Genomic DNA, 26,170 nt, shown 5'->3' on the forward strand with positions numbered 1-26,170 from the left:
GCGGTATGCGGTGAAAGTCGCACGTACCGTTCGGGAAGGGGCCGTCGGAAAAGGACCCGAGCCTCGGGCACCTCGCCGGCGGCCTACTTCACCGGCGGCCTGGACGGCGGTCACTCTTCCGGCCCGGTCGTGCTGGAAGGAGGTGCTGCGTGCAGCGTTCGCGGCTGTCTGTTCGGTGAGGGCGGTCAGTTGGCCGTCGGCGCGGTAGCTGTAGGTGCGGCGGATCAGGGGCGTGCCGGCGGTGCCGGACAGGGTCTGGCCGGTCAGCCGGTTCTCGGGATCCCACGTGAAGGCGAGGGTGAGGTCCGGCGCGAGGCCGCGGTTGACTTCGCGGCCGGCCGCGTCGTGGTCGAAGGTGATGAGGTGTCCGGCGGAGGTGAGCGTCTGCGGGTTGCCCAGCTGGTCGTAGGTCCAGTGGCTGGTGCTGCCCGAAGGGGTCTGGCGGCCGGTCACCTGGCCGCGCACGTCGTAGGCGTAGCTGACCGTGCGGCCGTCGACGGTCTCGCTGAGCACACGGTCCAGGGGGTCATAGGTCCGGGTCAGCTCGGTGCCGGGGTCGCGGGCGCTCAGCAGGCGGCCGTCGTCGTCGTAGCCGTACTCGGTGACGTGCCCGTCCGTGTCCTTGGACACGACCCGGCCCATTGCGTCGAGCCGGTAGACGATGCTCTGGCCCAGGCCGTTGCGGCGCTCCGTCAGCTGCCCTGCGGCGTCGTACGCGTAGCGGAAGGCGTGCCCCTCGAAGTCGCTCTCCCCGGTCAGCCTTCCCGCTGTGTCGTGGGTGTAGTTCCAGGTCAGGCCCTGCGGCTGGGTGACCTGGGTGAGGCGCAGTTCGCTGTCGTGGGTGAAGGTGTAGCGCGTGCCGTCGACTGCTGTCCGGGCGGCCGGCAGACCGAAGTGGGTGTACTCGAGTTCGGTGACGCCGCCCGTCGCGTCGGTGTGGCGCACCATGTTGCCCTCGGGATCGTAGGCCCAGGCTTCCGAGGCACCGGTGTGGTCGTGGCGGGTGAGGAGTTTTCCCTCCACCGTCCAGGTGAGCCGGGTACGCTGTCCGAGCTCGTCGGTGATCGTCACGGGCCGGCCGAAGGCGTCGCGTTGGAACTCGGTACGGCCACCGAGAGCGTCGGAGGCCGCGATCAGCAGTCCGCTTCGGTCGCACTCGGCCCGGGAGGTGTTGCCGAGGGCGTCGGTCACACTGGCGAGGTGGCCGTGCTCGGTGTACCCGAAGCGGGTCGTGGCCCCGGACCGGTCGGTGATCGCGGTGCGGTTGCCGCGCCGGTCGAACGTCTGACTCCAGGTCAGGCCGCCGGGCGTGCGGATCTCGGTGGGCTGGTGGAGGTGGTTGTAGGTGAACTGGACGTTGGTGCCATCGGGACTGTCGACGCGAACCACGTCGTGGCGGGAGTCCAGGGTGAGGCGCGTGGTGTTGCCCAGCGGGTCGGTATAGGAGAGCAGCCGACCGTAGCGGTTGTGCTCGGTGCGCGTGGTGTTGCCCAGGGGGTCGACGATCCGGGTGAGGTGCTTGTGCTCGTCGTAGTGGAATTCGGTGGGCTCGCCCTGGCTGTTGGTCATGGTGGTGACCCGGTTGGCCAGGTCGTAGCTGAAGTCGGCATCCATGGCGCCGACCGGGCCGCGTCCGGTGGAGACCCTGCCGTCGAGGCCGTATTCGTAGGCGTACCAGTGGCCGTTGCGGTCGGTCCAGGACGTGACCCGGTCGTAGTCGTCGTGCTGGTAGACCAGCGGGAGACCGGAGGAGTTGACGACCTGCTGCAGCCGGCCCGTGCCGTCGTACCCGAACGTCATCACGGTGGTGCCCAGACCGCCCTGGCTGTCGTCCAGCAGGCGGAGGCCCTCGATCCGCCAGCCAGCGGCGGTGTACCCGGTGTCGACGGCAACCGGCCGACCGCCTGAGCGGCGGACCTCGACCGGAAGCCGCTCTGCGTCGTACAGGAACTCGATCCAGTTGCCGTTGCGGTCGGTGATCGCCACCAGGGGCCGGGACGAGCGCCGAGACTGGCGCCCGGGATCGCCCTCGGTGACCGGTGGTACGGCAGGGAAGTGGCGTGTCCAGCCGGTCTGCGGGTCCTCGATGCAGATCGTGTCTTCTGTCCTGTCCCAGGTGAGCGGCCAGCGCGCGCCGTCCTCGGGGTAGGCCTCCTGCCCCTGGGCGGGGACCGGGTAGTGCAGGATCTGGCCGTCGTCACCGGCGTAGTGGATGCCCAGATGATCAATTTGCAGTCGCTGGGTGAGCGTTGACGACCAGCCAGGCCCGAACAAGGTACCCGCCTGGTATCCGGAAGCGTAAGCACGGCGTAGGACCAGTGGTAGCAGCCCGGGCAGCTCCAGGTCGGTCGCGGTCATGACCATCTGCCCGGAGACCACATCCACAGGATCGCCGCCGGTCTGGAGCTTTCCGTTGCCCTCGGTGCCCTGACCGCCTCCCGACCTCCCCTTGCCGAGGTCGGGCTCCCGGCCCTCGCCCCTGTCCGGCCCGGCGGGCGGTTTCGGGGCGCCGCCCTCCCCCCGGTGGCCCCCGCCGCCCCTGGCAAGGTCGTCAGCGACCTTTCGCTCATTCTCGGCGACCTGGTCTGCGACCTGCTTGCCCTTCTGCTCGGTCTCTTTGAGAATTCCGCTGTAGGCCTTCGACAGATCCCGGGCAAGAGCCTGCTCGGTCTTCTTCGCGGCATCTGCCAGTGCGTGACCTATCTGTCCGACCACGTGTGTTGCTCCCCCTTGGGCAGGCCCTGAAGAAATCTGGCAAGGCCGGGCCGGTACGACCGGCGTCCCCGCGAACTGATTCCTCAAGTCGACCATCGTGACCGAACGACCCACCAGGCGGTTCCAGCGGCAGAACTGCGGTCCGGCATACTTCTGCCGGTACGGGACGGCTATTCGGGGCGAATCCCGACAATCAGGGGGCATCGGCAGTGGGGACGGGCACATCGGCCGCAGGCGGCTTCGCGAGCCGGCTGCTCGCTCTGCGGACGCGCGCTGGGCTCAGCCAGGAGGGCCTGGCCCACGCCGCGGGAATCAGCGTCCGCGCACTGGCGGACCTCGAACGCGGACGCTCCAAGGGACCTCAACGCCGCACCGTGCGGGCGCTCGCCAAGGCACTGAAGCTGGACCGCGCAGCCGCCGGGGAACTGGAGGAGTCGGCCAGCCTCGGCCGGCCGCGGCCCAGGCCCGAAGCGGCGACCGCCACGCGCCCCGCCTTGGTGCTGCCACGTGACATCGGCGACTTCACCGCGCGCGGCCCCGCCCTCGACCGACTGCACGCCCTGGCGCGAAACGCGGAGCCGGGCCACCCACCGGTCGCCGTGATCGCGGGCCAACCCGGCCTCGGCAAGACCGCCTTCGCCGTGCACGTCGCGCACCGCCTCGCCCCCGACTTCCCGGACGGGCAGTTCGTCGTCGATCTGCGCGGCATGGATCCCGAGCCGACCACCGCGCGCGACGCGCTCGCCTCGCTGCTGCGGGCACTGGGCGTCGCAGAGAGCGGGATTCCGTCCGGAACGGACGACCGGGCCGCGCTCTACCGGGCCGAGGTGAGGGAGCGCCGGCTGCTGCTCGTCCTGGACAACGCGGCATCGGAGTCCCAGGTCCGCCCACTGCTGCCGGGCACCGGCCGCTCGATGACGATCGTCACCAGCCGTCACGCCCTGGCCGGTCTGGAGTCGGTCCACCGCACCGCTCTCGGCCTGCTGCGGCGCGAGGAAGGCGTCGAGCTGCTGACCCGCATCATCGGCCCGGAGCGTGTCCGGCACGAGGCCCAGGCCGTCCGGGACCTGGTGGATCTCTGCGGGTACCTGCCGCTGGCCGTACGCATCGCCGGACAGCGCCTGGCGGTGCGGCCCATGGAGCGGGTCGCCAAGCTGGTCACCCAACTCGCCCGGGCGGAGCGGCGTCTCGACACGCTCCAGGCGGGCAGCCTGCGGATCCGGGCCGCCTTCACCATGTCGTACCAGCACCTGGCTCACCCCGCGAGGATCCTCTTCCGCCGGGCCTCCCTCGCGGCCGGTCCGGACTTCAGCCCCGAGACCGCCGCTCTGCTCGCCGACCTGCCGGTCACCCAGGCCGCCCGGTACGCCGAGGAGTTGACGGACGCCGGGCTGCTCCAACCCGACCCCGACGCCGAGCGCTACCGCTTCCACGACCTGCTCAGGCTGTTCGCCACCGAGCAACTCGCCGCCGAGGACAGCCCCGAGGTCTGCGAGGCCGCACGGGACAGGACCGCTCGGTGGGTGCTGCGGCGGGCCACCGCCGCGGCACTGCGCTTCGACGCCGACCGCCACCTCGACCCTCCGGTCGGCGACCCCGACCCCGACCACGCGCCCGCCGACCGCGAGGAGGCCCGCGCCTGGCTGGAGGCCGAACGGGCCGAGTGGCTCGCGGCCCTGCAACGGTCCCGGACGGCCGGACGGCACCAGCAGGTCATCGACGCGGCGGAGGCCATGCACTGGTTCTCCGACCTGAACCAGCACTGGGACCTGTGGGCGGAGGTGTTCGCCTGCTCCACCGAGTCGGCCCGTGCCCTGGGCAGCAGGCGGGACGAGGCCGTCCACCTCAACTACCTCGCCTGGGCCCACAACATCTGCCGCCACGACCACCCCGCCGCACTGGCAAGCGCTGAGCGCGCCCTCACAGCGGCGCGCGAGGTCGCCGACGCGCTCCAGGAGACCTGGGCTCTGGCCTACGCCGCAGGAGCCCTCCACAAGCTCGGCCGGACCAGCGAGGGCATCGAGCGGCTCCAGGAGGCGGCCGCCCTCGTCGGTACGCTGACCTCTCCTCAGGGACGCCTGGCCGAACTCAGCGTGCTTAACGGGCTGGGCCAGTACCTGCGCGTCTCCGGCCGGGTGCAGGAGGCGCTGGTCGTCCACCGGCGAAGCGAAGCAGTCTGCCGGGACGGCATACCCGGACAGCCGGCCGAGCTGATCGCCATGTACCACGCAGCCGCCCTGCAGGAGGTCGGCAAAGACCTCTCCGCCCTCCACCGCTGGACCGAGGCCGAAGCCCCGCTGCGCCAGGCCCTCGCACACTTCGAAACCGCGCAGATGCCCGCCTGGAGCGAGCCGGCCCGGCTCGACCTCGGCATCGTCCTCCGCCGGCTCGCACGCTACGACGAAGCCCGCGAGACCCTCGTCGCCGTCGGCAACGCCCTGGCCCTCCTGAAGAGTCCGCGACAGTCAGAGGTCGCGGCAGAACTCGACGAACTCGACCGGACCATCACCGGCGAGTAGTGCGGCACTCCGTACGGCTCGGTCCCGAACGCCTGACGATCGCTCGCGCCGCAGCCGTCGTCTGCGACGGCCCAGGCGGGTGCGTCCGGACTCGCTCGAGCGGACAGCCTGGGCGCCAGTTGATCAAGCAGCCCGCCCCCGCCCAGCAGGGCCGCACCCTAAGCGTCCGCGCGGTCCATCAACCGCTCGACGACCTCGTCTGTGTGGCCATCGGCTTGACTCGCCTTCCGCCTGTCCTGATAACGGCATGAGCAGCGTCAGCGCATGCCGCCGGAAGCGAGGATGACGTCCCCGGTGATCCAGCGCGCGTCGTCGGAAGCCAGGAAGGCCACCAGCGGGCCGTAGTCGTCCGGGGTGCCCGTACGGCCCAGCGGGGTGGCGGCGATCGCCTGTGCTTCCTGGTCCGACCCGACGTATCCCATGGCCCTGGTGCCCTCGGTGTCCGACGGTCCGGGCATGATCGCGTTGACGCGGATGCCGCGCGGGCCCAGTTCCTTGGCCGCGACGATGGTGAAGGCGTTGACAGCGCTCTTGGACGCGACGTAGAGCGAGGCGTAGGGAGGGTGGCTGACCGTACCCGCCGTCGAGACGTTGATGATCGACGCGGCGTCGATGTCGTCCTGCGCGGCCAAGGCCTGCGTGGTCAGGATCGTGCCCAGGAGGTTCGTGGTCATCTCGCGCTGGAACTCGTCCTCGGTGATGCCCGACAGCGGCGCGAACGTGGCGACGGCCGCGTTGTTCACGAGCACGTCGACCGGGCCGTACGCCTCGCGCGCCCGGTCGAAGAGACGGCGCACGTCGTCGCCGCTGGCAACGTCCGCCTGGACCGCGATCGCCCGGCCGCCCTTGGCGGTGATGCCCGCGACGACCCGCTCGGCGCCCTCCGCGTCCCCCCGGTAGTTCACCACCACGGCTGCGCCGGTCTCGGCCAAAGCCTCGGCGATCCCCGCGCCCAGGCCCTTTGACGCGCCGGTGACGATCGCCGTACGTACGTTGTTGCTGCTCACAGTGGCTCCTTGGTCATGAGTGCTTGTGGAAGTCACCGTAGGAAAGCCAGTTACCACTGGGAAGTACGTACTTTTTTGTAAGCTGCTGTCATGATGGAGACAGAGCAGGTCGCGACAGCCACCAGGCTCCTGGCCCATGACACCTTCGACAACAAGTGCGCACTCAGGCCGATCATGGATCAGACGACGAGCCGCTGGGCGACACTGATCATCTCGGCCCTCGTCGCCGGCCCGCACCGATTCGCGCGGCTGCACGCACGAGTGGGTGGCATCAGCCAGAAGATGCTGTCGCAGAACCTCAAGGCGCTGGCCCGGGCTGGGCTTGTCGCCCGCCATGTCGCGCCCACCAACCCGCCCCAGGTCACTTACAGCCTGACGGAACTCGGTGTCAGCCTGGCTGGACCGCTGACCGATCTCATCCGATGGTACGGCCAGCACGGAGACGAGCTCCTCGCCGCCCAGAAGCACTACGACAGCCGGCAGGCGTGACCGCGGCCAACCATCGGAGCGGCGCAGTGCCCGCCGGGTTCCGTTGGTTCCTCTCACGCTCGACCACCCTGCGAACCCCCCAACCCACCAGGACGCATCACGCAGCCGGAAACCGCCGACAGGACCGACTCCGCGGAATCCTCCATGAGCACCAACATGCCGGTTGACCAGGCCGGATGATCCATCGGCACCCACAACGCCGCCGAGGGCCCGGTGTTGATCCCGCACCGGACCATGACACGGACCCTCTGATCCGTTAACCGTTCAGTAACCTGCGCATGGCAGGCTCGACACAGAACTGACAGGAATGTTTCTTTTCTTGTCTTGATCACCGCGCGTAGACATGGTCTGATGTGCTGCGCACAAGGCGTCGGGTAGGGATCGGGATTTGCGTCCGCTGAGTTCACTGGGGGAGCTCCAGCCGCTGACGGACGGTGAGGTGAGCCTGCGCCGTCCGGCGGTCGAGGATGCCGCCACGCTGCTGGCGGGCACTCATGACCCGCTGGTGCGCGAGTTCATGCAGGCGGTCTTCCCCCATCCGGACCTGGCCTCCGCCGAGCGCTGGCTCGCCACCGTGCCGCCCAGGCTGTGGGACGACGATGTGGCGGCGTACTTCTCGGTGGTGCTGGACGGCGGACGGGCCGCCGGCTGGGCCGAACTGGTCGACATGCGCCCGGAGGAGGGCGTCGCCGAGGCGTCCATCTGGCTGCTGCCCGAGGCGCGCAGCCTGCGCATCGCGGCGAGCGCGCTCCGGCTGGTCTGCCGCTTCGGCTTCGAGCAGCTCCAGTTGCGCCGGATCGACGCGTACGCGGCGGCCGACAACATGCCGATCCAGGTGGTCGGGGCGTACATCGGCTTCCGCCGGGCGGGATTTCGGCCCAGGCTGTTCCGCAACTCACGGAACCACGCGCTGCGCGATGCTGTCTACGCCACCGTTGTGCCTGAGGACCTGTGCTGACGCCGGGTCGGGGCTGACATGTTCGTACCAGGGGAGGGTTCCGGATGACGGAGACGGCAGGCATAAGGCTCGGTTATGGCGCCGAGCAGCTGCCAGGCGGGCGGACCGATTTGACGCTCGGGCTGGACGGCTCGCTGGTGGTCGAACGCACCGCCGGTGCCCGGCGTGACACCAGCCGCGGGCGGGTCGACCTGGCCGTGCTGACCCGGGTGCTCACCTCACTGCGCTCCGCGCCCAGCGGCAGCGACGCCGGTGCGGCACCCGAGGCGCGTCGACTCACCGTCAGCGGCCTGTCCGCCGGCCCCGCGAGCTGGGCCGACGGCACGACCACCCCGGTGCCCCCGGTGGCGGACGCCCTCCAGGCGCTGGCCGAGCAGGTGCTCGACCCGGCCGCCCCCGCCCGGCTCGCCGCTGGTCTGTTCGCGGTCGACGAGCGGACCACCACCGGCCCGGACACCCGGCAGGCGGCGGCGCTCGGTACCGTCCGCGGCCGGACCGCCTATGCGCTGGCCGAGCCCGGGCAGGGCTTCGGCCTGGCCGCGTTGGACGACCAGGAGCCGCTGGGCGGCTCCGGCGACGAACCGGGCCTGCGCCCCAGCGCGCTGGCCCTCGGCACGGCCGGGGAGCGCGAGCTGTTCGCGGTCGGCAGCGAGGACGGCTCGGTGCAGGTCTGGGACGCCGCCGGGGGTGCGCTGCTGCACGGGACTTCGGGTGGCGAGGGCACCCAGCAGGTGGCCGCCGCCGTGGTACAGGGCATCCCTCTGGTGTTCTCGGTCGGCACCCAGGGCGAGGTCCGGGCCTGGCGGGCCGAGGACGGCCGCTCGCTCGGCCTGCTCTCGGTCGGCGAGCAGGGCGCCGCGGCGCTCTGCTACGCACACTGCGCCGGGCTCGACCTGGTGGCGGCCGGCGGCGACGACGCCGTGGTCCGGGTCTGGGACGTCGCCTCCGGCGAACAACTGCACCTGCTGGTCGGCCACGGCGCCCGGGTCACCGCGCTGGCCATCCTCAGCCTCGGCGAGCAGGCCGTGCTGGCCTCGGCCGGCCTGGACCAGACCGTACGGCTGTGGGATCTGGCGACCGGTCAGCCGGTCGCCGAACTCACCGGCCACTCCGGCTCGGTGACCGGCCTCGCCTTCCTGGAGGCGGACGGCCGCCCGGTGCTCGCCTCCTGCGCGCTGGACGGCACCGTCCGCACGTGGGACGTCTACACCGGTACGGCGATCCACGGCTGGCCGGCCGGCGGGGGTTGGCCGACCGCTCTCGCCGCCACCGTGCTCGACGGCGCACCCGTGATCGTGACGGGCGACGAGAACGGCGCGGTCTCGCTGTGGCGGCCGAACGGCTCGGCGCTCAGCACCGGTACGGGCACGGGCGCTCCCGTGAACGCCCTGGCGGTGGGGGAGTCGGTGCTCGCCGTCGGCTACGGCGACGGCTCGGTGCAGCTCTTCGGCCCGGACCTGCGGACGCCGGGCTACCGCGTAGAGCCCGAGGGCGGCCCGGTCAGCTCGCTCGCGCTGACCACCGACCTGCTGGTCTGCGGCACGGCCGCCGGCTCGGTGCGCGGCCACCGGCTGAGCGACGGCGCGCAGTTGACCGTACCGACCCCGCACACCGGCCCGGTCAGCTGCCTGGCCTTCCACGACGGCGGCACGCCGGTGCTGGCCTCCGGCGGCGAGGACGGCACCGTCCGGGTCCGGGACGCCGTGGGCGGTGCCCCGCTGCTGCACCTGGCGGCCCATCGGGAGGGCGTCACCGCGCTCGCGGTGGGCTCGGCGGACGGACACCGGCTGCTCGCCACGGCGGGCCGGGACGGGACGGTCCGGCTCTGGCACGGCGGCAGCGGCCAGGCCGGTCCGGTGCTCGCCACGCTGGCGCGGCCGGCCGAGGTACTGGCCTTCGACGAGCTGGGCGGCCGCCCGGTGGTGATCGGCGGCAGCGCGGACGGCGAGGTACGGGTGTGGGACGTCCGGGAGGGGCGCCAGGTCGGCGCGCTGACCGGCGGCGGGCCGGCGGTACGCGCCCTGGCCTGCCAGAACCTGGACGGCGAAGTCCTGCTGGCGGCCGGCGACGCCGCTGCCACGCTGCGGCTCTGGCACCTCGCCAGCGGCTCGTTGCTGAACGAGGCGGTGCTGGACCGGGTGCCGCTGGCGATCGCCTTCGGCGACGCCGGCCTGCACGTGGTCGGGCCCGGCGGGGCGACTCAGCTCTGAACCGGTCGCCGCTCGGCGACCGTTCGGGAATGTTTTACCGTCCGGCACGCGCTGGACGGTCAGTCAGTCAACGGGGGCGGGGAGGTGGAACACGCATGAGCGGAAACTCGTTCCAGATCGATCTTGACGTGGTCGAGGGCGCGGCGCAGCAGATCCAGAGGATGTTGGAGGATCTGCAGGCCCCGACGGCCAAGCTGCAGGCCGTGGTGAAGCAGATCACCGAGGTCGCGTACGGCACGGACCCGCTGGGGCACGCCCTGACCGGCGGCACGTCCGGGGTCGGCGGGCTGCCGCAGCACCAGGACGAGGTGCTGGCCGGTATTCAGGAGTACCTGCAGAACTCGGCGGTGATGGCGCAGAACCTGCTGACCATGTGCCAGCGGTACCGGGAGACGGACGATCAGCAAGCGGCCCAGCTGCGGGCGATCGGCGGGCCGGACATGCCGCCCGCGCCGGTCTCCGCGCCCGTGGCCCCGGTGGCTCCGGTCGCCGCGCCGGTCACCGACCCGGGCTGGCGCGCGCCGACCGGCGTGGTCTACCAGGACCCGAACGCACCGGCCCTCGGCTCGGACCAGTCAGCGTCGACGGAACGGCAACCGCCGTCGCGTCCGGCCGGTGGCGGCGGCCACCAGGCGCAGTTGATCTGAGTCCTGTAACCCAACCTCTGAGAGTGACCCCTCATGATCGAGCTGCCGTCCGACCTCGCTGAGGTGCTCAAGGACGTCCAGGGCAACGAGCACGGCGCGGACATCGTCTTCCCCAACGGCAACGAGGAGTTGCTGGCCGAACTCGCCGCCGCCTGGCAGACCTGGCACCAGGCCGCCGACCCGGCCATCCGCTCCATCGTGTCCAGCGCCCGGACCGCGATGGCGAACATGTCCGGCTCCGCCGCCGACGCCTTCCAGCAGTACTACGAGAAGTACGCGGCGCGGGACGACTCGCACGCGGCGACCACGCTCGACGCCTCCCTCGCCGTCGCCCAGTCCTTCGACGGCGCCAACCGGGCGGTGACACAGACCAAGCAGGAGATGATCCGCGAACTCGAGTACGCGAAGGAGTACATCGCCAGCCACCCCGGCGGCAAGCACGACGACGTAGCGCAGTCGGAGGGCATCAAGAACGCGGTCACGGCGTACCACACGTACATCGGCGAGGTCGGGCAGAACGTCGACGGGATGCTCCGGCAGAGCGCCGGCCACGTCGAGGCGATGAACGGCGCCGCGAAGGCCGCGACGCTGCACGGTGCCTCTGGCGGCGGTACCGGGACCTCGGGTACGACCAGAGGCGGGCCGGGGCTCGGTGGCAGCGGGGTGCCCGCGCCGGGTAGGCCCGGTGCTCCGGGCTCGCTGCCGGGCGCGCCGGGTGCTCCGGCCATGCCGGGGACCCAGACGCTGAGTGCGCCCGGCGCGCTCGCGCCATCGCTGGACCCGAGCCTGCCGACCGCCGACGGCGGGCCAGACGGAGCGCCCGGTGGCGGATCCGGGCACGGGTCCGGCGGTCCGGGGGCGGCTCTCCCGGGCATGATCTCGCCGCGCCTGCCCGGCGGAGCCGACGGGCACGGCTCGTACGGGTTCAACGGCGGCTCGGGCAGTACGGGCGGGCCCGGCGGTCCGGGGGCGGCTCTCCCGGGCATGATCTCGCCGCGCCTGCCCGGCGGAGCCGACGGGCAGGGCTCGTACGGGTCCGACGGCGGCTCGGGCGGTACGGGCGGCCGTGGGGACGGGCGCTGCCTGCCCGGGATGCGTCCGTTCACTGCGCCGACGCCGCAGTTCCAGCCCTACGACCCGGGTGCCAACGGCGGGGTGCCACACTTCAAGCCGCTCTCCGGCGATTCCAGGCCGAATCTCAGCCTGGACGGCCTCGGCAACCTGCCCAACGGCACGGAGACGACTGCGGGCCCCGGCCTGAAGCCCTGGGGCAGCGGCGACCTGCCCGGTCAGGGATCGCACGGGACCGGCGGCTCGTTCGGCCTTGCTACCCCGTTCGGCAGCGGTGGCTCGGGGGGCGCGCTCGGAGGAGCGCCGAAGGGCGCGCTCGGCGGCAAGGGCAGCCTCGGTGGCGGGCTTGGCGGCGGCGTCGGTGGCGGGGCCGGTGGTGCCGCCGCGTTCGGCGGCCTGGGCGGTTCGTCCGCTGGAGGCGCGGGCCGAGCGGGTGCGTCCGGCGGCAGCGGTCTGGCCGGGCGGGGCATCGCCGGCTCGGGTGTGGCCGGGCGGGCGGGCGGGCTCGCGGGTGGCGGTGCCGGCGCCGCCGGTGGCGCCGCAGGCCGTACGACCGGTCCGGCCGGGATGGGCGGTGCCCACATGCCCGGTGGCATGGGCGGCGGCAAGCGGGACGGGCGGCGCGGGACCAAGTTCGTCCGACCGACCCGCTTTGGAGCCGAGGGCGAGGAAGAGGAGGAGCTGCTGCTGTCCGACTCCGGCGTGCTCGGTCAGGCGACCCGGCACGAGGGCGACCGCCGGTGGCAGCGGATGCGGCAGCGCTGGCTGGACGCCGTCCGTACGGACGCTCCGATACCTGCGGCGGCGGAGGGGCCCGAGCCCGAGCCGGAGAAGCAGCAGCAGGAGATCCTGACGCAGTTGGCGAGCGCGGTACTCGGGCCCGAGGCGGCGGCGAAGCTCGCGCCGACGGAGGGCGCGGAGGCGCCGTCCGGCGGCGACGGCGGTTCGGCTGGTCCGACCGGCTCGACCGGTGAGGCGAAGACGGCTGCCGAGCCGACCGAGAGCGCGGCGGACGCGTACCTCGACCGTGCCCGGGACGTCGCTGCCCGGCGCGGCAGGCCGGACGCGGAGCCGGCACCCGCTGCTTCGGCGGGGGCGCCAGCTGCTTCGATGGGGGCGCCCGCTGAGGCGGCGGAGGGCGCAAAGCCCGAGCGCGGGAAGATCCGGGAGGAGGGCGGGTACCAGGTGCCCAGCCCGTTCCTGCGCGCGGCACTGGCCAAGCTCGCCACTGCGGGCGCCTTCGAGACCCCGGCCGGGTGATGAACGTGCCGCTCCTGAGCCTGAGTTGCCCGCAGCGGAGCAGCCGCCCGCACCGAACTGCCGGTCAGCAGACCGTCGGTACCCCGACCTCGTGGATACGGAAGCGCCATGGATGACCAACTCGACCAGCAGCCGACCATAATGGCCCGGGAGGAATCGGTGCCCCTAGAGGCCGAGCGGGTCCGGATGACCGTCGCGGAGCCGCGGATCGGGGTCGCCGAGACGCCCGAGTTCCAGCCTCGGATCGGCGTCGCCGAGGAGCCGTTCGTCCAGGCCACGCCGCGGGTGGGCCTTGCAGAACCGACCGAGGTCACGCCGCGGGTGGGCATGGTGGAGCCGACCGAGGTCACGCCGTTGCAGCGTGCGGATGCCTTGCAGCCGACCGAAGCCTTCCAGCGCGCAGATGCCCTGCAACCGACCGAAGCCTTCCAGCGCGCAGATGCCCTGCAACCGACCGAAGCGCGGCGGGTGGTCGACGCGCAGCCGACCGAAGCCTTCCAGCGCGCAGATGCCCTGCAACCGACCGAAGCCTTCCAGCGCGCAGATGCCCTGCAACCGACCGAAGCCTTCCAGCGCGCAGATGCCCTGCAACCGACCGAAGCCTTCCAGCGCGCAGATGCCCTGCAACCGACCGAAACGCGGCGGATGGTCGACGCGCAGCCGCTGAACCTGACGGCCGCGCAGCCGGTCGAGCTCGGGCGGCTGCGGGATTCGGCCAGCCCGCTCCAGCCCCTGCGGGGCCGTACGGCTGCCGTGGCCGCGAATCCCGTCTCGGCGAGTCAGCCGGCCGGCGGTGGCGGCGGTGGCGGAGCTTCGGCCGGTTCGGGATTCCGGGTCGACCCGGCCCAGTACCAGGCAGCGGTCTCCCCGCTGCTCGCCGCCGCCGACCAGATCTCCCAGCTGGTCACCAGCCTGACCGGCTTCCTCTCCAGCATGGAGGCGAACAAGCCGTGGGGGAACGACGAGTCGGGCAAGCAGTTCGCCGAGGGTGACAAGGGCTATCTGAAGTACACCGCGGACACCCAGAAGTCCCTCAAGGGCCTCCCGGACGGCCTGCACTTCGTAGCCGACGGCCTGAAGGCCATGGCCCAGGGCTACCAGAACGCGGAGGACTCGGCGATCTCCGACCTGAACCGGGACGACGACCAGCTCCAGGCCGGCCCGGCGATTCCCCAGTCGCCTAACATCCCGGGGAGCCCGACTCTTCCCATTCCTCCCCGTGCCACTCTGGGCGACATCGCCCGTGGAAAGAACCGCTGACCGGAAGGCGTTGAGGTAATCCCATGGCGGTCGAACTGCCCGAGCCCCTGCAGTGGGTGCTGCTCCTGCTGGCGGGTACCCGCTGGCCGGAGGCGGACGAAGACCAGCTCCGCGAGATGGCGGACCACTGGCGCAAGGCGGCCCAGAGCCTGCAGGACGCGGCCCACTCCGCCGACGCCGCGGTGAAGCGCGCGCTCGACGGCCAACAGGGCGCGGCGGCGGAGGCGTTGACGAAGCACTGGGCCCAGTACACCACCGGCAAGGGCACCAAGGACGATCCCGGATTGTTCCCCGGTCTGATCGACGGCTGCAACGGCATGGGCGACATGCTGGAGGCGATGGCCAACTCGGCGGAGACGGCGAAGATCCAGATCGTCGCCCAACTCGGCATTCTGGCCTTCGACATCGCCACCGCCGAAGCCGAGGCGCCGGTCACCTTCGGAGCCTCGATGGCCCAGATCCCGATCGTGGTCGGGATCACCCGCGAGGTGGTCGGGCAGATCCTGAAGAAGCTGCTCGCTGAGGCGCTGGAGCACGCCGTCAAGCAGGCGGTGCAGATGGCGGCCATCAACCTGATGGCGCAGACCATCGAGGTGATGCAGGGCCACCGCAAGAGCATCGACATGAAGGAGCTCGGCCAGAACGCGCTCGGTGGCGCGGTGGCTGGTGCGACAGGCCACGTGCTGGGCAAGGGGGTTGGCGCGGCCGGCGAGAAACTGGGCATGGGCCAGGCCATGGGCTCGCTCCCCGGCAAGATGGCCACGGGTGCGGCGGTCGGCGTAGGAACGGACGTGATCACCCAGGGGATCACCACCGGCCACGTGGACACCAACAGCCTGCTCGGCTCCGGCCTGAGCGGCGCGGGCGGCGTCGGCGCGCACGCGGCCGGCTCCGCCGTGAAGGACCACTTCAAGGTCCCGGACACAGCCAACGTCCCGCACGGGGGCCAACTGCCCACCTTCTCCGGCACGCCGCACGCCGACTCGCCGTCCAACAGCTACCGCGGCCCGGGCAGTTCGGACCACAGCGCGCCGTCATCCGCCCCGACGGACCGGCCTTCGCTGACGCCGTTCACCCCGCACGACCCGTCCACCGCCGGCCCCGGCCGCGGCGGTTCGGAGCCGTTCGCGACCCCGCACCTGGACTCCACGCCCCCGAGCCACTCGGCCGCGCCGTCGGAGTCCTTCGCGCCTCGTCCGGCCGCTTCGGAGCCGCACCCAGCGACTCCCGCGCCTACGCCGTCGAACACCTTCACCCCGCACCCGGCCACATCGGAGCCGCACGTTTCGACGCCTGCGCCGGAGCACACACCTACGCCGTCGTTCACCCCCCACCCGGCCACGCCCGAAACGCACATCCCAACTCCCGCGCCCGATCACACGCCTACGCCGTCGAACACCTTCACCCCGCACCCGGCCACATCGGAGCCGCACGTTTCGACGCCTGCGCCGGAGCACACACCTACGCCGTCGTTCACCCCCCACCCGGCCACGCCCGAAACGCACATCCCAACTCCCGCGCCCGATCACACGCCTACGCCGTCGAACACCTTCACCCCGCACCCGGCCACATCGGAGCCGCACGTTTCGACGCCTGCGCCGGAGCACACACCTACGCCGTCGAACACCCCCCACCCGGCCACGCCCGAAACGCACATCCCAACTCCCGCGCCCGATCACACGCCTACGCCGTCGAACACCTTCACCCCGCACCCGGCCACGTCGGAAACGCACGTCCCAACTCCCGCGCCCGATCACACGCCTACGCCGTCGAACACCTTCACCCCGCATCCGGCCACATCGGAGCCGCACGTTTCGACGCCTGCGCCGGAGCACACACCTACGCCGTCGTTCACCCCGCACCCGGCCACGTCGGAAACGCACGTCCCAACTCCCGCGCCCGATCACGAGAGCAACCCGCGCCCGGCCAGCACCGAACCGCACCTTGCCGCGCCCACGCCCGCGCCGGACCATACGGCTGCGCCGCGTCCGGAGCAGCACGAGCCGCAGCCGGCGACCCCGAAGCCGGACCACATGGCCACGCCGGTCACCGACCCCGGTACGACCCACCCGGTCACCACCGAGCCGTCCGTGGTGACGCCGCACTCCGACGTACCGTCAGCCGGGGCGACCCCGCACGCCGACGTACCGTCGCCCGCGTCCGCAGCGACCCCGCACCAGAGCGGCGTACCCGCCGCCCCGCCTGCGCCGTCCGCGCCCTCGATGCCCGCGTTCCGGCCCGAGCCCACGGCGCCTGCGGCGCCCAGGAACGAAGCGCCGTCGCGGCCCGCGCCCACCCCCGGTGACATCCACCTGGACAACACGGCCGTCCCGACCGAGTCGGTGCCGCCCCAGGCGTCGCCGGCCGAGCACGTACCCACCGACGCGCCCGCGTCCAGCCCCACGGCCGCACCGGGCAGCATCCCGGTGCCGCCGCCCTTCCCCACCGGCGGCGGTGGTCACTCCGCTGGCGGCGGAGCTCACCCCGCCCCGCCCACCACGTCGTCGTCCCCTCACAGCAGCGCCACGCCGCCCGCCCCGCGGACCACCACTCCCACCACGGGCGGTACGGGGCTCGGCAGGTCGGGCCCGCGCCCGGGCCGTTCCGAGGGTGTCTTCGACAAGCGGCGCGCCGAGCGTCAGGCGGAGCTGGACCAGCTGCGCGCGGACGGCGGCGGGCACCGGGTCTCGGACACCGCCAACGCCCTGGGCCACGACCAGCGCCAGACGTCCCGGCCGCCGCAGGACGAGTTCTTCGACCGGCGACGCGCCGAGCGTCAGGCGGAGCTGGACCAGCTGCGCGCGGACGGCGGCGGGCACCGGGTCTCGGACACCGCCAACGCCCTGGGCCACGACCAGCGCCAGACCGCGACGCCCCCGCACGACGAGATCTTCGATCGCCGACGGGCCGAGCGCGAGGCGGAACTCGAGCAGTTGCGCAGGCAGGGCAACGACCTGATCAACGACGAGGTCCGCGCTCTGGGGAGGCAGGGCGGCGCGCTCTCGCACATGTCCGAGTCGGACCGGCTCCACGCGATCGACGGCATGAGCCTGGCGGACCGTCGCAAGCTGGCGACGAACGCGATGGCCGTCGACCAGCTCCGCGCCAACCTGACGCCGAAGGAGTTCGCACGCACGGCGGCCCACCTGCTGGTGCACGTGCCGCAGGAGGTGCACGCCCCCATCTCGGCGCGCAACGAGGCTCACGCACAGGTCGAGCGCATGCTCCAGGACCCGGACGTCGCGGCGCGGCTGCTGAAGAACGGCGCCAACATCGGCGTCGCCCCCAAGGACAAGCCGCAGACCACGCTGCCCGGCCTGGAGCAGTACGCGGGCCGGACCACGCACACCGGCGCAGGCGGCGGCCGGAACTACGACGACATCCGCGGCTCGGGCGGCAAGAACACCTCCTTCACCGAGGAGAACCTGACCGGCGACCACACCACCGTCGGCGGTTCGTCCCACTACGCGGAGGGCTACTCCACCACGACCCACGAATTCGCCCACACCATCCACGACTTCGCGCTCTCGGACGCCGACAAGAAGCTGATCAAGGACACCTACGACAAGAAGTTCAACGACCCGTCCGCGATCTGGGTGGACGGCACGCACCAGGACAACTACTCCCGCAGCGACGACCACGAGTACTTCGCGCAGGTCACCAACGCCTGGCTGGGCACCAACCACGGCAAGGACACCAAGGCCGGCCCGAACGACCCGGGCCGCAACAACGGCCCCGACTGGGTGCGCCAGCACGAGCCGGACCTCGTCCCGCTGCTGGAGCGCCTGTACGGTGCGGACCCGAAGGCGATCCACTCGGAGCCGGCCAACCAGGTGCGCGCCAACACCGGCCAGTACGAGGACTTCCGCGAGTTCTGGGCGGGCGTCGACGAGCGCATGCCGGAGAGCCCGGCACCCGCCGGCCATGCCGCACCGACTCATCAACCGGCCGCTGGACCGCACAGCCCGGTCGATGACCCGTTCTCGGATGCCCACGCGATCGAGGATCCGTTCTCGGACGCCCACGCGATCGAGGACCCTCACCCCGCTGCCCCGCAGGGCTCCCACGTCCCGCCCGCGCCACCGATGCCGCACGAAGGCCCCGGCGCCGTCCACGACCTGCCCCGCCCGGCGCCGTTCTCGGACGGCGACGTGGTCATGGACGATGCGTCGCAGCACACGCCGAGTCCGGCACCGCAGCTGGAGAACCGCCGCCCGCTGCCGGTGGCCGTGCGGCTCGGGGTGGACGGTCCCCAGCAGCACGGACAGGTGACACCCGACAAGGTGTGGGTCACGAAGCTCGACCTTTCGACCGACCGGCCGATGACTCGTTTCGGCGAGAAGCAGGAATCACACACCGTGCCGTGGGGTCTGACCACGCGCGCCGTCGCCGGGATGTCGCGTCGGCCGGTCAGCGAGCTGTGGCCCGACCTGAAGCACGAGATCACGGAGATGCAGCAGTTCAAGCCGACCGGCGCCGGCGTCTCCGCGTCGACCCACCAGAAGGTCCTGAACCGCTGGAACGACATCACGGCACGGCTGAACCAGATACCCGACACCCCGCCGCCGGGGCAGTCGGTGCACGAGTGGCACAAGCAGGTCGGCGACCTGGTGTCCGGCTACGTCGAGCTGTCCCAGCTGACCTCGTTCGCGACCTACAAGGTCGGGCGCGCCGTCGGGCACGGTGAGGCGTCGATCTTCAGCGAGCTGGAGAAGGGGCCCGTCTCGGCGGATCGCGTCAGCGAACTCTTCGACGGCAGGAACAACTCGTCGCTGACACCGGAGAACCGGGTGGAGGCCAAGCTGCACATGCTGCGGACCCTCCAACGGGCCTACCCGGAGCACTACAGCGTCGACGCCCTCGGGCAGGAGTCCGCTCCCCTGCGCGAACTCCGGCAGAAGCTGGACATCCCGGCCGCGGTCGGAGTGTCCCCGGCGCATGCCCAGCTGCCGCAGGGCATCCACCAGCCGCACCAGGTGGAGATCGGGTCCTCGTTCTTCACGGACCTCTCGATCGAACCCGGGAACCCGCCGCGGATCGGACGGGTCATGGTGAGCAACACGCGGCCGGACACCAAGTTCGGCAGTGCCCAGATGTCCCACACCTCATCGTGGTCCCTTATGCGGGCGGCGGCGCACTCCTTCGAGGGCAAGCCCGTCGGCGAGCTCCACAGCTGGCTGACCGAGCGGTTCAACGACGTCCCCCCGAACGCGCTGACCGCCGACCCCTTCGTGAACCACTGGGTGACGGCCGCGCGCACTGAGCTGGGCGGGCTCGAGAACACTCCCCAGCACGAGTGGCCGGAGCGGTTCAGCAACCTGATGAAGGTCTATGTGGCGGTCCATCAGAAGCTGCCGCACGCGACGTTCGCGGATGAGCTCCAGGGCGGCCAGGCCACCGGCAGCGGTGAGCTGGACCTGCCGTACCTCAACGGAAGGTCGGACATCGCGGCCACCCCGGAGCAGCTGGCCAGCCACTTCGACGGCGCGGCGCCCTTCAGCAGCCACGTGTCGGCGGACGAGCTGCAGGCGTCCTATCACGACTGGCGGGGGCTGGCGGGAGCGGTCGGACCGGTGAACGAGGACGCGGTCGTGGCACTCGCAGACCGGACCTTCCACCACAAGACCCTCGGGGTGCTCAACGCCGGTGCGGCGAGGAACCCGGTTCAGGAGCAGCATGCCGCGAACTACTTCGAGGGTGTGCTGAAGTGGGAGCATGCGCTCCGGGCCGAGTTCGGTCCGGAGGTGGGTGGCCGTGCGGTGTCCCAGGCCTGGCAGGAGGGCCGGGAAGCGTTCAGTCCGGAGCGCTTCGGTATGGCCTTCCTTCCGGATCGGGGCGGCAACCAGCACCTGCACGACCTGGTGGAGACCGTCCGCACCTCAGGGAGTCCGTCGGAGGCCAGGGCTGCGATCGAGGAACTGGTCAGGTACTTCCGCAACCCGCAAGCGCGACGGTAGGAAAAGCCGCACGGTGACCAGTGGGCAAGGTCCCGGGCGATAGCCACGGTCGGGTCTCAAGGGACGGACGAAGCACCTGACGGCCTATCGCCCGGGACCTTGTGACTCGGTCCCGCTGTTGCGGCCCGGGACCTTGTGACTCGGTCCCGATGTTGCGGCCCGGGACGCCCTCGTGGGCATGGGAATGATCGGTGACCCGCCGGTACCCGGTCCCGTAGTCGGTGCTGCGGCTGGCCGTGGTCCTGTGTGCGATGCCGATGGGCGGGCTCGCCACGACGCCCATCCGGCAGCTCTTCTCACTGGTGCTCGCGGCGAGGCCTCGTGGTCCGGCACCGCTGCCGGCCCCTCTGGGCACTCCCCCGGCTGGCGGTACCTCGTCACTGCGATCGCCCTGATCCGGTACGCCGCCGCCTTCCGGTACCTGAACGGCTTCCAGGCGCCCGGCCTGTGAGCAGAACGTGATGCCTCTCTCAAGGCGGCTGCGACGCCGACCAGTTGCAGCCGCCGGGTCGTACGACGCCGGGCCGCGGTCTGTTGGAGCGACTGCTCCGACAGACCTGGCTCGAACACCCTTGGCATGGACGGCCCGGCTGGCGGAGCAGCCCATCGGCCAGCCGCCGTACTCGCATACCGGTGTAGCCGCCCAACGGCTCGCCTAACCGAGAGCGCGGCCTTGAACGCGGTAGCGGTTCGCCTCCCGAGGCCCGCTCTGCGTGGCGGCCGCCCGGAAAATGGGTGCGACACCCCCATGTCCGTTCGGGCGTGTACGGGCATCATCGGCAGCGTTCTTCTCTCCTACGATCAGGGGGACGGATTGTTCGGCGCCGAATGGTGGGGCACGTCAGGTGAGCAGGACCCGGTGACCGTGCCGGGCTGGCTACGCCCTCCGGCATTGCCCGACGCGTGGGTGGCGCGCCCGGAGCTGACGAGGCTCCTGGATTCCGCGGTGCGGCGCCGTGTCATTCTCCTGCTCGCGGGAGCGGGCTGGGGGAAGTCGACGGCACTGGCGGCGTGGGCCCGCGGGCGGCCGGTGGCCTGGCTCACCGTCGACGAGGACCACCAGCTCGCCGGCCGGTTCGTCCGGGACCTGCTGACGACGCTGCGGCCCTTCCTCCGTGCTCCGCAGCCGGAGTGGACCGCCCCGGCCGAGTCACCGCGGGCCGCCCTGCTGGACGCGCTGAACGCGGGGCTCCGCGAGGACGTCGTCCTCGTCCTGGACGACGCCCACCAGTTCGCCCACGAGAGCGCGACCGCACACCTGGTGGACCACCTGTGCGACCGTGCTCCCGGCGGCCTTCGGATCGTCCTGGCCGCGCGACACGAACCCGCCGTCCGGCTGCACCGGTTGCGCGGGCGTGGCCAGCTGTCCGACCTCGACGCCCGCGCGCTGCGGATGGACGAGGAATCCGTCGCGAGGTTCCTGTCCCTGGCGGCCGGGCCTTGTGACCCGGGGCTTGCCGGGCTGATGGCCGGATGCACCGACGGCTGGCCGGCCGCCCTCCGGCTCACCGTGGACGCGCTGCGCGACACGCCGCCCGACGGCTGGCCCGGCCTGCTCGCGAAAGTCCACGCCGGTCCGCAGGTCCTGATGCGTTACGTGCGCGAGGAGGTCCTCGCCAAGGAGCCCGCGGAGAACCTCGCGCTGCTCAGCCGGTGGGGCCGGGTGGAGAGCGCCGGCCCGGGTCCGCTGGACGACCTCCGCCGGCGAGGTCTGGTCCTCGACGGTACCGGTCCCACCGCGGAACCGAGGCTCCTGGAGCCGGTCCGCAGGTGCCTGGCAGCCGAAGTCCCCGCACCCACGCGTAAGGACAGCCGCCGGGTCTCCTTCCGAACCCTCGGTGGCTTCCAGGTCCTGCGCGACGGCCGCGCCGTGCCCGCCGCCGAGTGGAAGTCGGCCAAGGCCAGGCAGGTGCTGAAGCTGCTGCTGGCCAGGCGCGGGGCTCCCGTGCCCCGGGAACAGCTCATGGACTTCCTCTGGCCGGGCGAGGCCCCGGACCGGCTCGGAAACCGCCTGTCCGTGGTTCTCTCCGCCACCAGGACCGCCCTCCTCGGCACCCGGCGATGCGGTGGCGAGAGCCCCCTGGTCGCCGACCGCGATGCGGTGCAGCTCGACCTCCTGCGCACCGAGGTGGACGTCATGCGGTTCCTCGACCAGGCCGCCGAGGCCCTGGACGCGGACCGGCGGGGCGGTGACTCGACCAGGCCGCTGGCCCTGGCCCAGCAGCTATACAAGGGCGCATTCCTGGCGGACGACCTCTACGCGGAGTGGGCCCTGCCGTTGCGGGAGGAGGCACACTCCGAGTACCTCTGCGTCCTGCACGCACTGGTCCGGCAGGCAGGGCGGTCGGGGGACAGCGCCCTCGCCGGCCGGGCCGCGCTGCGGTTGCTCGAACACGACCCCTATGACGAGCAGGCCCACATCGGCCTGATCGAGTCGCTCACCCGGGCCGGGCGTCATGGCGAGGCGCGGCGCCGCTATGACGCGTACACCAGGCAGATGCGCACCATCGGTGTCGTCCCCGTCGTAGTCCGCTCAGATCCCGCGACCGCCGCGCCGAGCCCCTGAAGCGGCGTCATCGTGCCAGTAGCCCACGAGCTGGGCGTAGAGCGGCGAGGCCAGCAGCAGACGCTCCGGAGAGTCGACGGTCGCCTTGGCGCCGTCGAGCAGCAGGACCCGCGAGGCCCGCTCGGCCGAGCTGATGCGGTGGGCGATGACGACCAGCGCCCCGCCGCGCCGGAGGAAGGCCTGCTCCACCCGTGCCTCGGTCTCGGGGTCGAGGTGACAGGTCGCCTCGTCCAGGATGACCAGTCGGGCCGGGCTCAGGTAGACCCGGGCCGCCGCGATCAACTGCCGCTCGCCACCGGAGAGTCCCGCGCCCCCGGAGGGGAGGCGGCCGTCGTACCCGCCGAGGCGGTCGACCAGTGGGCGCAGTGCCAACGTGTCCACGGCCGCATCGAGAGCCCGGTCGCCCGCGCCGGGGTTCAGGTAGCAGAAGTTGTCGCGGACCGTGCCCGCGAAGACGTACGCCTCCTGGGGGATGAGGGCCACGCACCGGCGAAGGTGGGTGGGATCGACCCGGTCCAGTGGCACACCGTCGAAGGTGACCCGGCCCCCGGTCGGCGCCAGGCCGCCGATCAGCAGCTGGGCCAAGGTGGACTTCCCCGCGCCGCTGGGCCCGACCACGGCCAGGTGATCCCCCTCCGTGACGTCCAGGTCCAGGGCGTCCACGATCGCTTCCGAGTGCGGGCCGTACGAGAAGCCCAGACCACTCGCCCGCAGCGGGCTCCCGGCAGGCGGTTTCCGGTCTCCCGCGGCCGGGGCCGGCACACCGCCGCTCTCGCTGAGCCGTTGCAGCACGGTTCCCAACTGGATGCCCCAGGTCGAGGTGAGATTCACGATCGACCGCAGGGCCGGCAGGAGACTTCCAGCCAGACAGGCGACGGCGCCGACCAGTTGGCCACTCGTCAGCTGGCCTTGCCTGATCATCCACGGCGCGGCGGCCAGTACCAGGAGCAGTGGAAGCTGCCCGCCCAGCAGCACCACCAGAGTGCGCAGTGCCCCGGCTCGGGCCAGCCGCACCACGGCCGCCGCCTGCCGGTCGATCGCCTCGCCCACACGCGCGGCAGCCCGCCGCTCGGCCCTGCAGGCGACGATGTCCCGGACGCCTCCCAGCACCTCCCCGGATTCCGCGGCGATCTCCTCGTCCAGGAGGACGACAGCCAGGCGGCGGTCGGCCAGTGTTCGCAACGACAGCGCGAAGAGGGTGCCCGACACCGCCAACGGCGGCAGGACCAGCGCCGCCAGCAGCGGCGCCAGTGTGAACAGGCCGGCCACCGTCGCCACCAGCGTCACCGCCGTGCGCCGCAACGACCGCAGCATCCCGCCGACCAGACCACGCACGGTCTCCACCTGGCCGGTGAGCCGCGCCACCGCCGGGCTGTCCGGCCGGCCGGCGCTGTGCACGGCGTCGGCCAGGGTTCCGCCGACCAGCCTGCGGACCAGGGCATCGCGCAGCGGCTCCACCGTCGCCCCGAGCCACGGGAACATGCCCCGGCTCGCCACCGCACCCACGACCGAGACCGACAGCAGGGCGGCCAGGCAGCCGAAGCCGACCGCGGGACGGTGGCGCAGGAAGCCGTCGTCGAGCGCGGCGGCGATCAACCGTCCCGAGAGCAGCGCCGGTACGCCCTCAAGGAGCGACCAGAAGGCGACCCGGCTCAGCGCGTGCCGCTGCCGGGCCAGCTCTCCGGCCAGCAGGGACCATCCCCGTCGGGTGCGGCCAGGTCGCCTCATGCCGCGTCTCCCCGGCCGAAGACCGCCCGGTACTCCGGATCGGACCACAGGACCGGGTGCCGGCCGACCGCACGGATCCGGCCGTCGTCCAGCCAGACCACCAGGTCCGCCCCGGCGGCCGCGGCCAGACGCCGGGCGATGATCACCCGGGTACGGCCCGCCAGGTCCTCGGCGATGACCTGGCCGATCCGCATCTCGGTGACCGTATCGAGACTCGACGTGGCGTCATCCAGTACCAGGACTCCGGCCTCACCGACGAGGGCGCGGGCAAGGCCCAGCCGCTGCGCCTCACCGCCGGACAGTCGCAGGTCCGCCAACGGGGTGTCGTAACCCTCCGGCAGCCGCCGGACGAAGGAGTCCGCGCAGGCGAGGCGGGCGGCGCGTTCGACGACCGCACGGCTGAGCGGCTCATGGCCGTATGCGACCGCCTCGTGCACGGTCTCGCCCAGCAGCACGGGTCGCTCGAAGGCGTACGCGACCGCCCGGCGCAGCGCGACCGGGTCCAGCCGGGTCACCGGGGTGTCGTCCAGCATCACCTCACCGCCGTCCGGTTCGACCAGACGACCGATCAGCTGGGCGAAGGTGCTCTTTCCCGCGCCGGGACGCCCCACCACGGCGACGGCGTATCCCGCTGGTATCTCGACATCGACGCCATCGAGCACGGCGCGGCCGCCTCGACGTACCGTCACCTGTCGTAGTGTCACCCGCCCGGGCCCGGGTGCGGGAGCCGCTCCCGGCGTGGCCGGCCCTTCCGCGGCCGCCCCCGGAATCTCGGTCACCCGCCGGGCACTGGCCGTGGCCCGGGCGAGCTCCGCCAACGAGTCGACCTGGTTGAGGAATCCGAGAGCCAGCGTGGTGTAACCGGCAGCCGCGAGAAACTGGCCGGCCAGCAGGCGGCCCTGCACCACGGCGAGTCCGGCTGCGGTCAGCACGGCCACCTCGATCAGCGGCACCAGCAGGGACATCCGCCAGACGACGGACCGCTGCCTGGCCCAGGTCTCGGCCCCGGTGGCCGACAGGTCCGGCAGCGGTTCGAGCACCCGGGCGATCTCCTGGTCCAGCGTGCCCGCCGCCCGGATGGTACGGATACCGTCCAACGCGTCGAGGAGCCTGGCGGCGATGTCGGCCTGGAGCTCCTGGTACCGGACGAAGAGATCGGACATCCGGGTGGCGAACATCCGCACCAGCAGGAGCGCCGGAACCAGGCTGAGCAGCAGTACGACGCCCAGGCGGACGTCCACGCGCCACAGCAGCACCGTTCCGGCCAGCGAGGTGACGGCCGAGGTCGCCAGGCCGACCACGGTGACCGCGATCTGCCCGGCATCGGTGGCACTGCCCACCACGCGACTGGTGAGGTCACCCGCAGGGTGGCGGTTCCGCCCCGACACGCCAACGGCAAGGATGCGGCGCAGCAGGCTGCGCCGCAGGGTGGCGGTGGCCCGGGCTCCGCACGAAGCGGCGGCGATCTCGGCGCTCACCTCGCACACGGCTGCGGCGGCGAGCAGGAGCGCGATCCCGGATACCGCCCATCCGCCGCCACGACCGGCCAGCACCCGGTCCACGGCGTCGGCCATCGCGGCCGGGAGAGCCAGGGAGACGGCTGCGCCGCCGACCTGGGCTGCCGCCAGCAGTATCAGCCGCCCTACAACCGGCCGCACGGCCTGACGGAACATCATTTCGCCCGATCGCACCGTCAGTCCCTCTCGTTCTTCCGTAGCCGTCAGGTGTACCTGGGGGCACCGCACGGAGAGCCGTGCGGTGCCCCCGGGGCGGTGTTACTCGG

The 26,170-nt window shown here is 72.1% G+C and carries 13 protein-coding genes; 9 read left to right on the forward strand and 4 right to left on the reverse strand.

Going from position 1 to position 26,170, the window contains the following annotated elements:
- Window positions 1–2,715, reverse strand: a 2,715-nt coding sequence (locus ABD369_RS02025) for a DUF6531 domain-containing protein (protein WP_344634419.1), incomplete at its 3' end; no start/stop codon positions are given.
- A gap of 209 nt (window positions 2,716–2,924) precedes the next feature.
- Here ABD369_RS02025 and ABD369_RS02030 point away from each other — a divergent pair.
- The gene (locus tag ABD369_RS02030; RefSeq protein ID WP_344634420.1) at window positions 2,925–5,234 is read left to right on the forward strand and encodes an ATP-binding protein; all 2,310 of its coding nucleotides are present in this window, start codon (window positions 2,925–2,927) and stop codon (window positions 5,232–5,234) included.
- Window positions 5,235–5,491: 257 nt separating this feature from the next.
- Here the strand turns inward: ABD369_RS02030 and ABD369_RS02035 are convergent, their stop codons facing one another.
- A complete protein-coding gene (locus ABD369_RS02035) occupies window positions 5,492–6,241 on the reverse strand; it encodes an SDR family NAD(P)-dependent oxidoreductase (protein ID WP_344634421.1) in 750 nt (249 codons plus the stop codon).
- 90 nt (window positions 6,242–6,331) lie between these two features.
- Here ABD369_RS02035 and ABD369_RS02040 point away from each other — a divergent pair, with 90 nt between their 5' ends.
- The 8 genes from ABD369_RS02040 to ABD369_RS02075 all read left to right on the forward strand — a co-directional run bounded on the left by ABD369_RS02040 (window position 6,332) and on the right by ABD369_RS02075 (window position 22,659).
- Window positions 6,332–6,730 (forward strand): winged helix-turn-helix transcriptional regulator, encoded by a 399-nt coding sequence (locus ABD369_RS02040; RefSeq protein ID WP_344634422.1) that lies wholly within the window; start codon window positions 6,332–6,334, stop codon window positions 6,728–6,730.
- A gap of 388 nt (window positions 6,731–7,118) precedes the next feature.
- Window positions 7,119–7,688, forward strand: a complete 570-nt coding sequence (locus ABD369_RS02045; RefSeq protein ID WP_344634423.1) for a GNAT family N-acetyltransferase — start codon at window positions 7,119–7,121, stop codon at window positions 7,686–7,688.
- A 44-nt stretch (window positions 7,689–7,732) separates the two neighbouring features.
- Complete coding sequence (locus ABD369_RS02050; RefSeq protein WP_344634424.1) at window positions 7,733–9,898, forward strand: WD40 repeat domain-containing protein; 2,166 nt, start codon at window positions 7,733–7,735, stop codon at window positions 9,896–9,898.
- 95 nt (window positions 9,899–9,993) lie between these two features.
- On the forward strand, window positions 9,994–10,545 hold the full coding sequence (locus tag ABD369_RS02055) for a hypothetical protein (RefSeq protein ID WP_344634425.1): 552 nt from the start codon (window positions 9,994–9,996) through the stop codon (window positions 10,543–10,545).
- Between the two features lie 33 nt (window positions 10,546–10,578).
- The gene (locus ABD369_RS02060; protein ID WP_344634426.1) at window positions 10,579–12,876 is read left to right on the forward strand and encodes a WXG100-like domain-containing protein; all 2,298 of its coding nucleotides are present in this window, start codon (window positions 10,579–10,581) and stop codon (window positions 12,874–12,876) included.
- A 108-nt stretch (window positions 12,877–12,984) separates the two neighbouring features.
- Entirely contained in the window at window positions 12,985–14,136 is a 1,152-nt protein-coding gene (locus ABD369_RS02065; RefSeq protein WP_344634427.1) for a hypothetical protein, read from the forward strand.
- 23 nt (window positions 14,137–14,159) lie between these two features.
- Window positions 14,160–20,093, forward strand: a complete 5,934-nt coding sequence (locus ABD369_RS02070; protein WP_344634428.1) for a WXG100-like domain-containing protein — start codon at window positions 14,160–14,162, stop codon at window positions 20,091–20,093.
- Window positions 20,094–21,039: 946 nt separating this feature from the next.
- The gene (locus ABD369_RS02075) at window positions 21,040–22,659 is read left to right on the forward strand and encodes an AfsR/SARP family transcriptional regulator (protein WP_344634429.1); all 1,620 of its coding nucleotides are present in this window, start codon (window positions 21,040–21,042) and stop codon (window positions 22,657–22,659) included.
- Here ABD369_RS02075 and ABD369_RS02080 read toward each other — a convergent pair.
- The gene (locus ABD369_RS02080) at window positions 22,627–24,387 is read right to left on the reverse strand and encodes an ATP-binding cassette domain-containing protein (RefSeq protein ID WP_344634430.1); all 1,761 of its coding nucleotides are present in this window, start codon (window positions 24,385–24,387) and stop codon (window positions 22,627–22,629) included. The two genes, ABD369_RS02075 and ABD369_RS02080, sit on opposite strands and share 33 nt — an antisense overlap.
- Window positions 24,384–26,045 (reverse strand): ABC transporter ATP-binding protein, encoded by a 1,662-nt coding sequence (locus ABD369_RS02085; protein WP_344634431.1) that lies wholly within the window; start codon window positions 26,043–26,045, stop codon window positions 24,384–24,386. The genes ABD369_RS02080 and ABD369_RS02085 overlap by 4 nt, the downstream gene beginning before the upstream one ends.
- Window positions 26,046–26,170: the final 125 nt, after the last annotated feature.

Origin of the sequence: Kitasatospora cystarginea, assembly GCF_039533515.1 — a bacterium.
Classification (GTDB): Bacteria; Actinomycetota; Actinomycetes; order Streptomycetales; family Streptomycetaceae; genus Kitasatospora; species Kitasatospora cystarginea.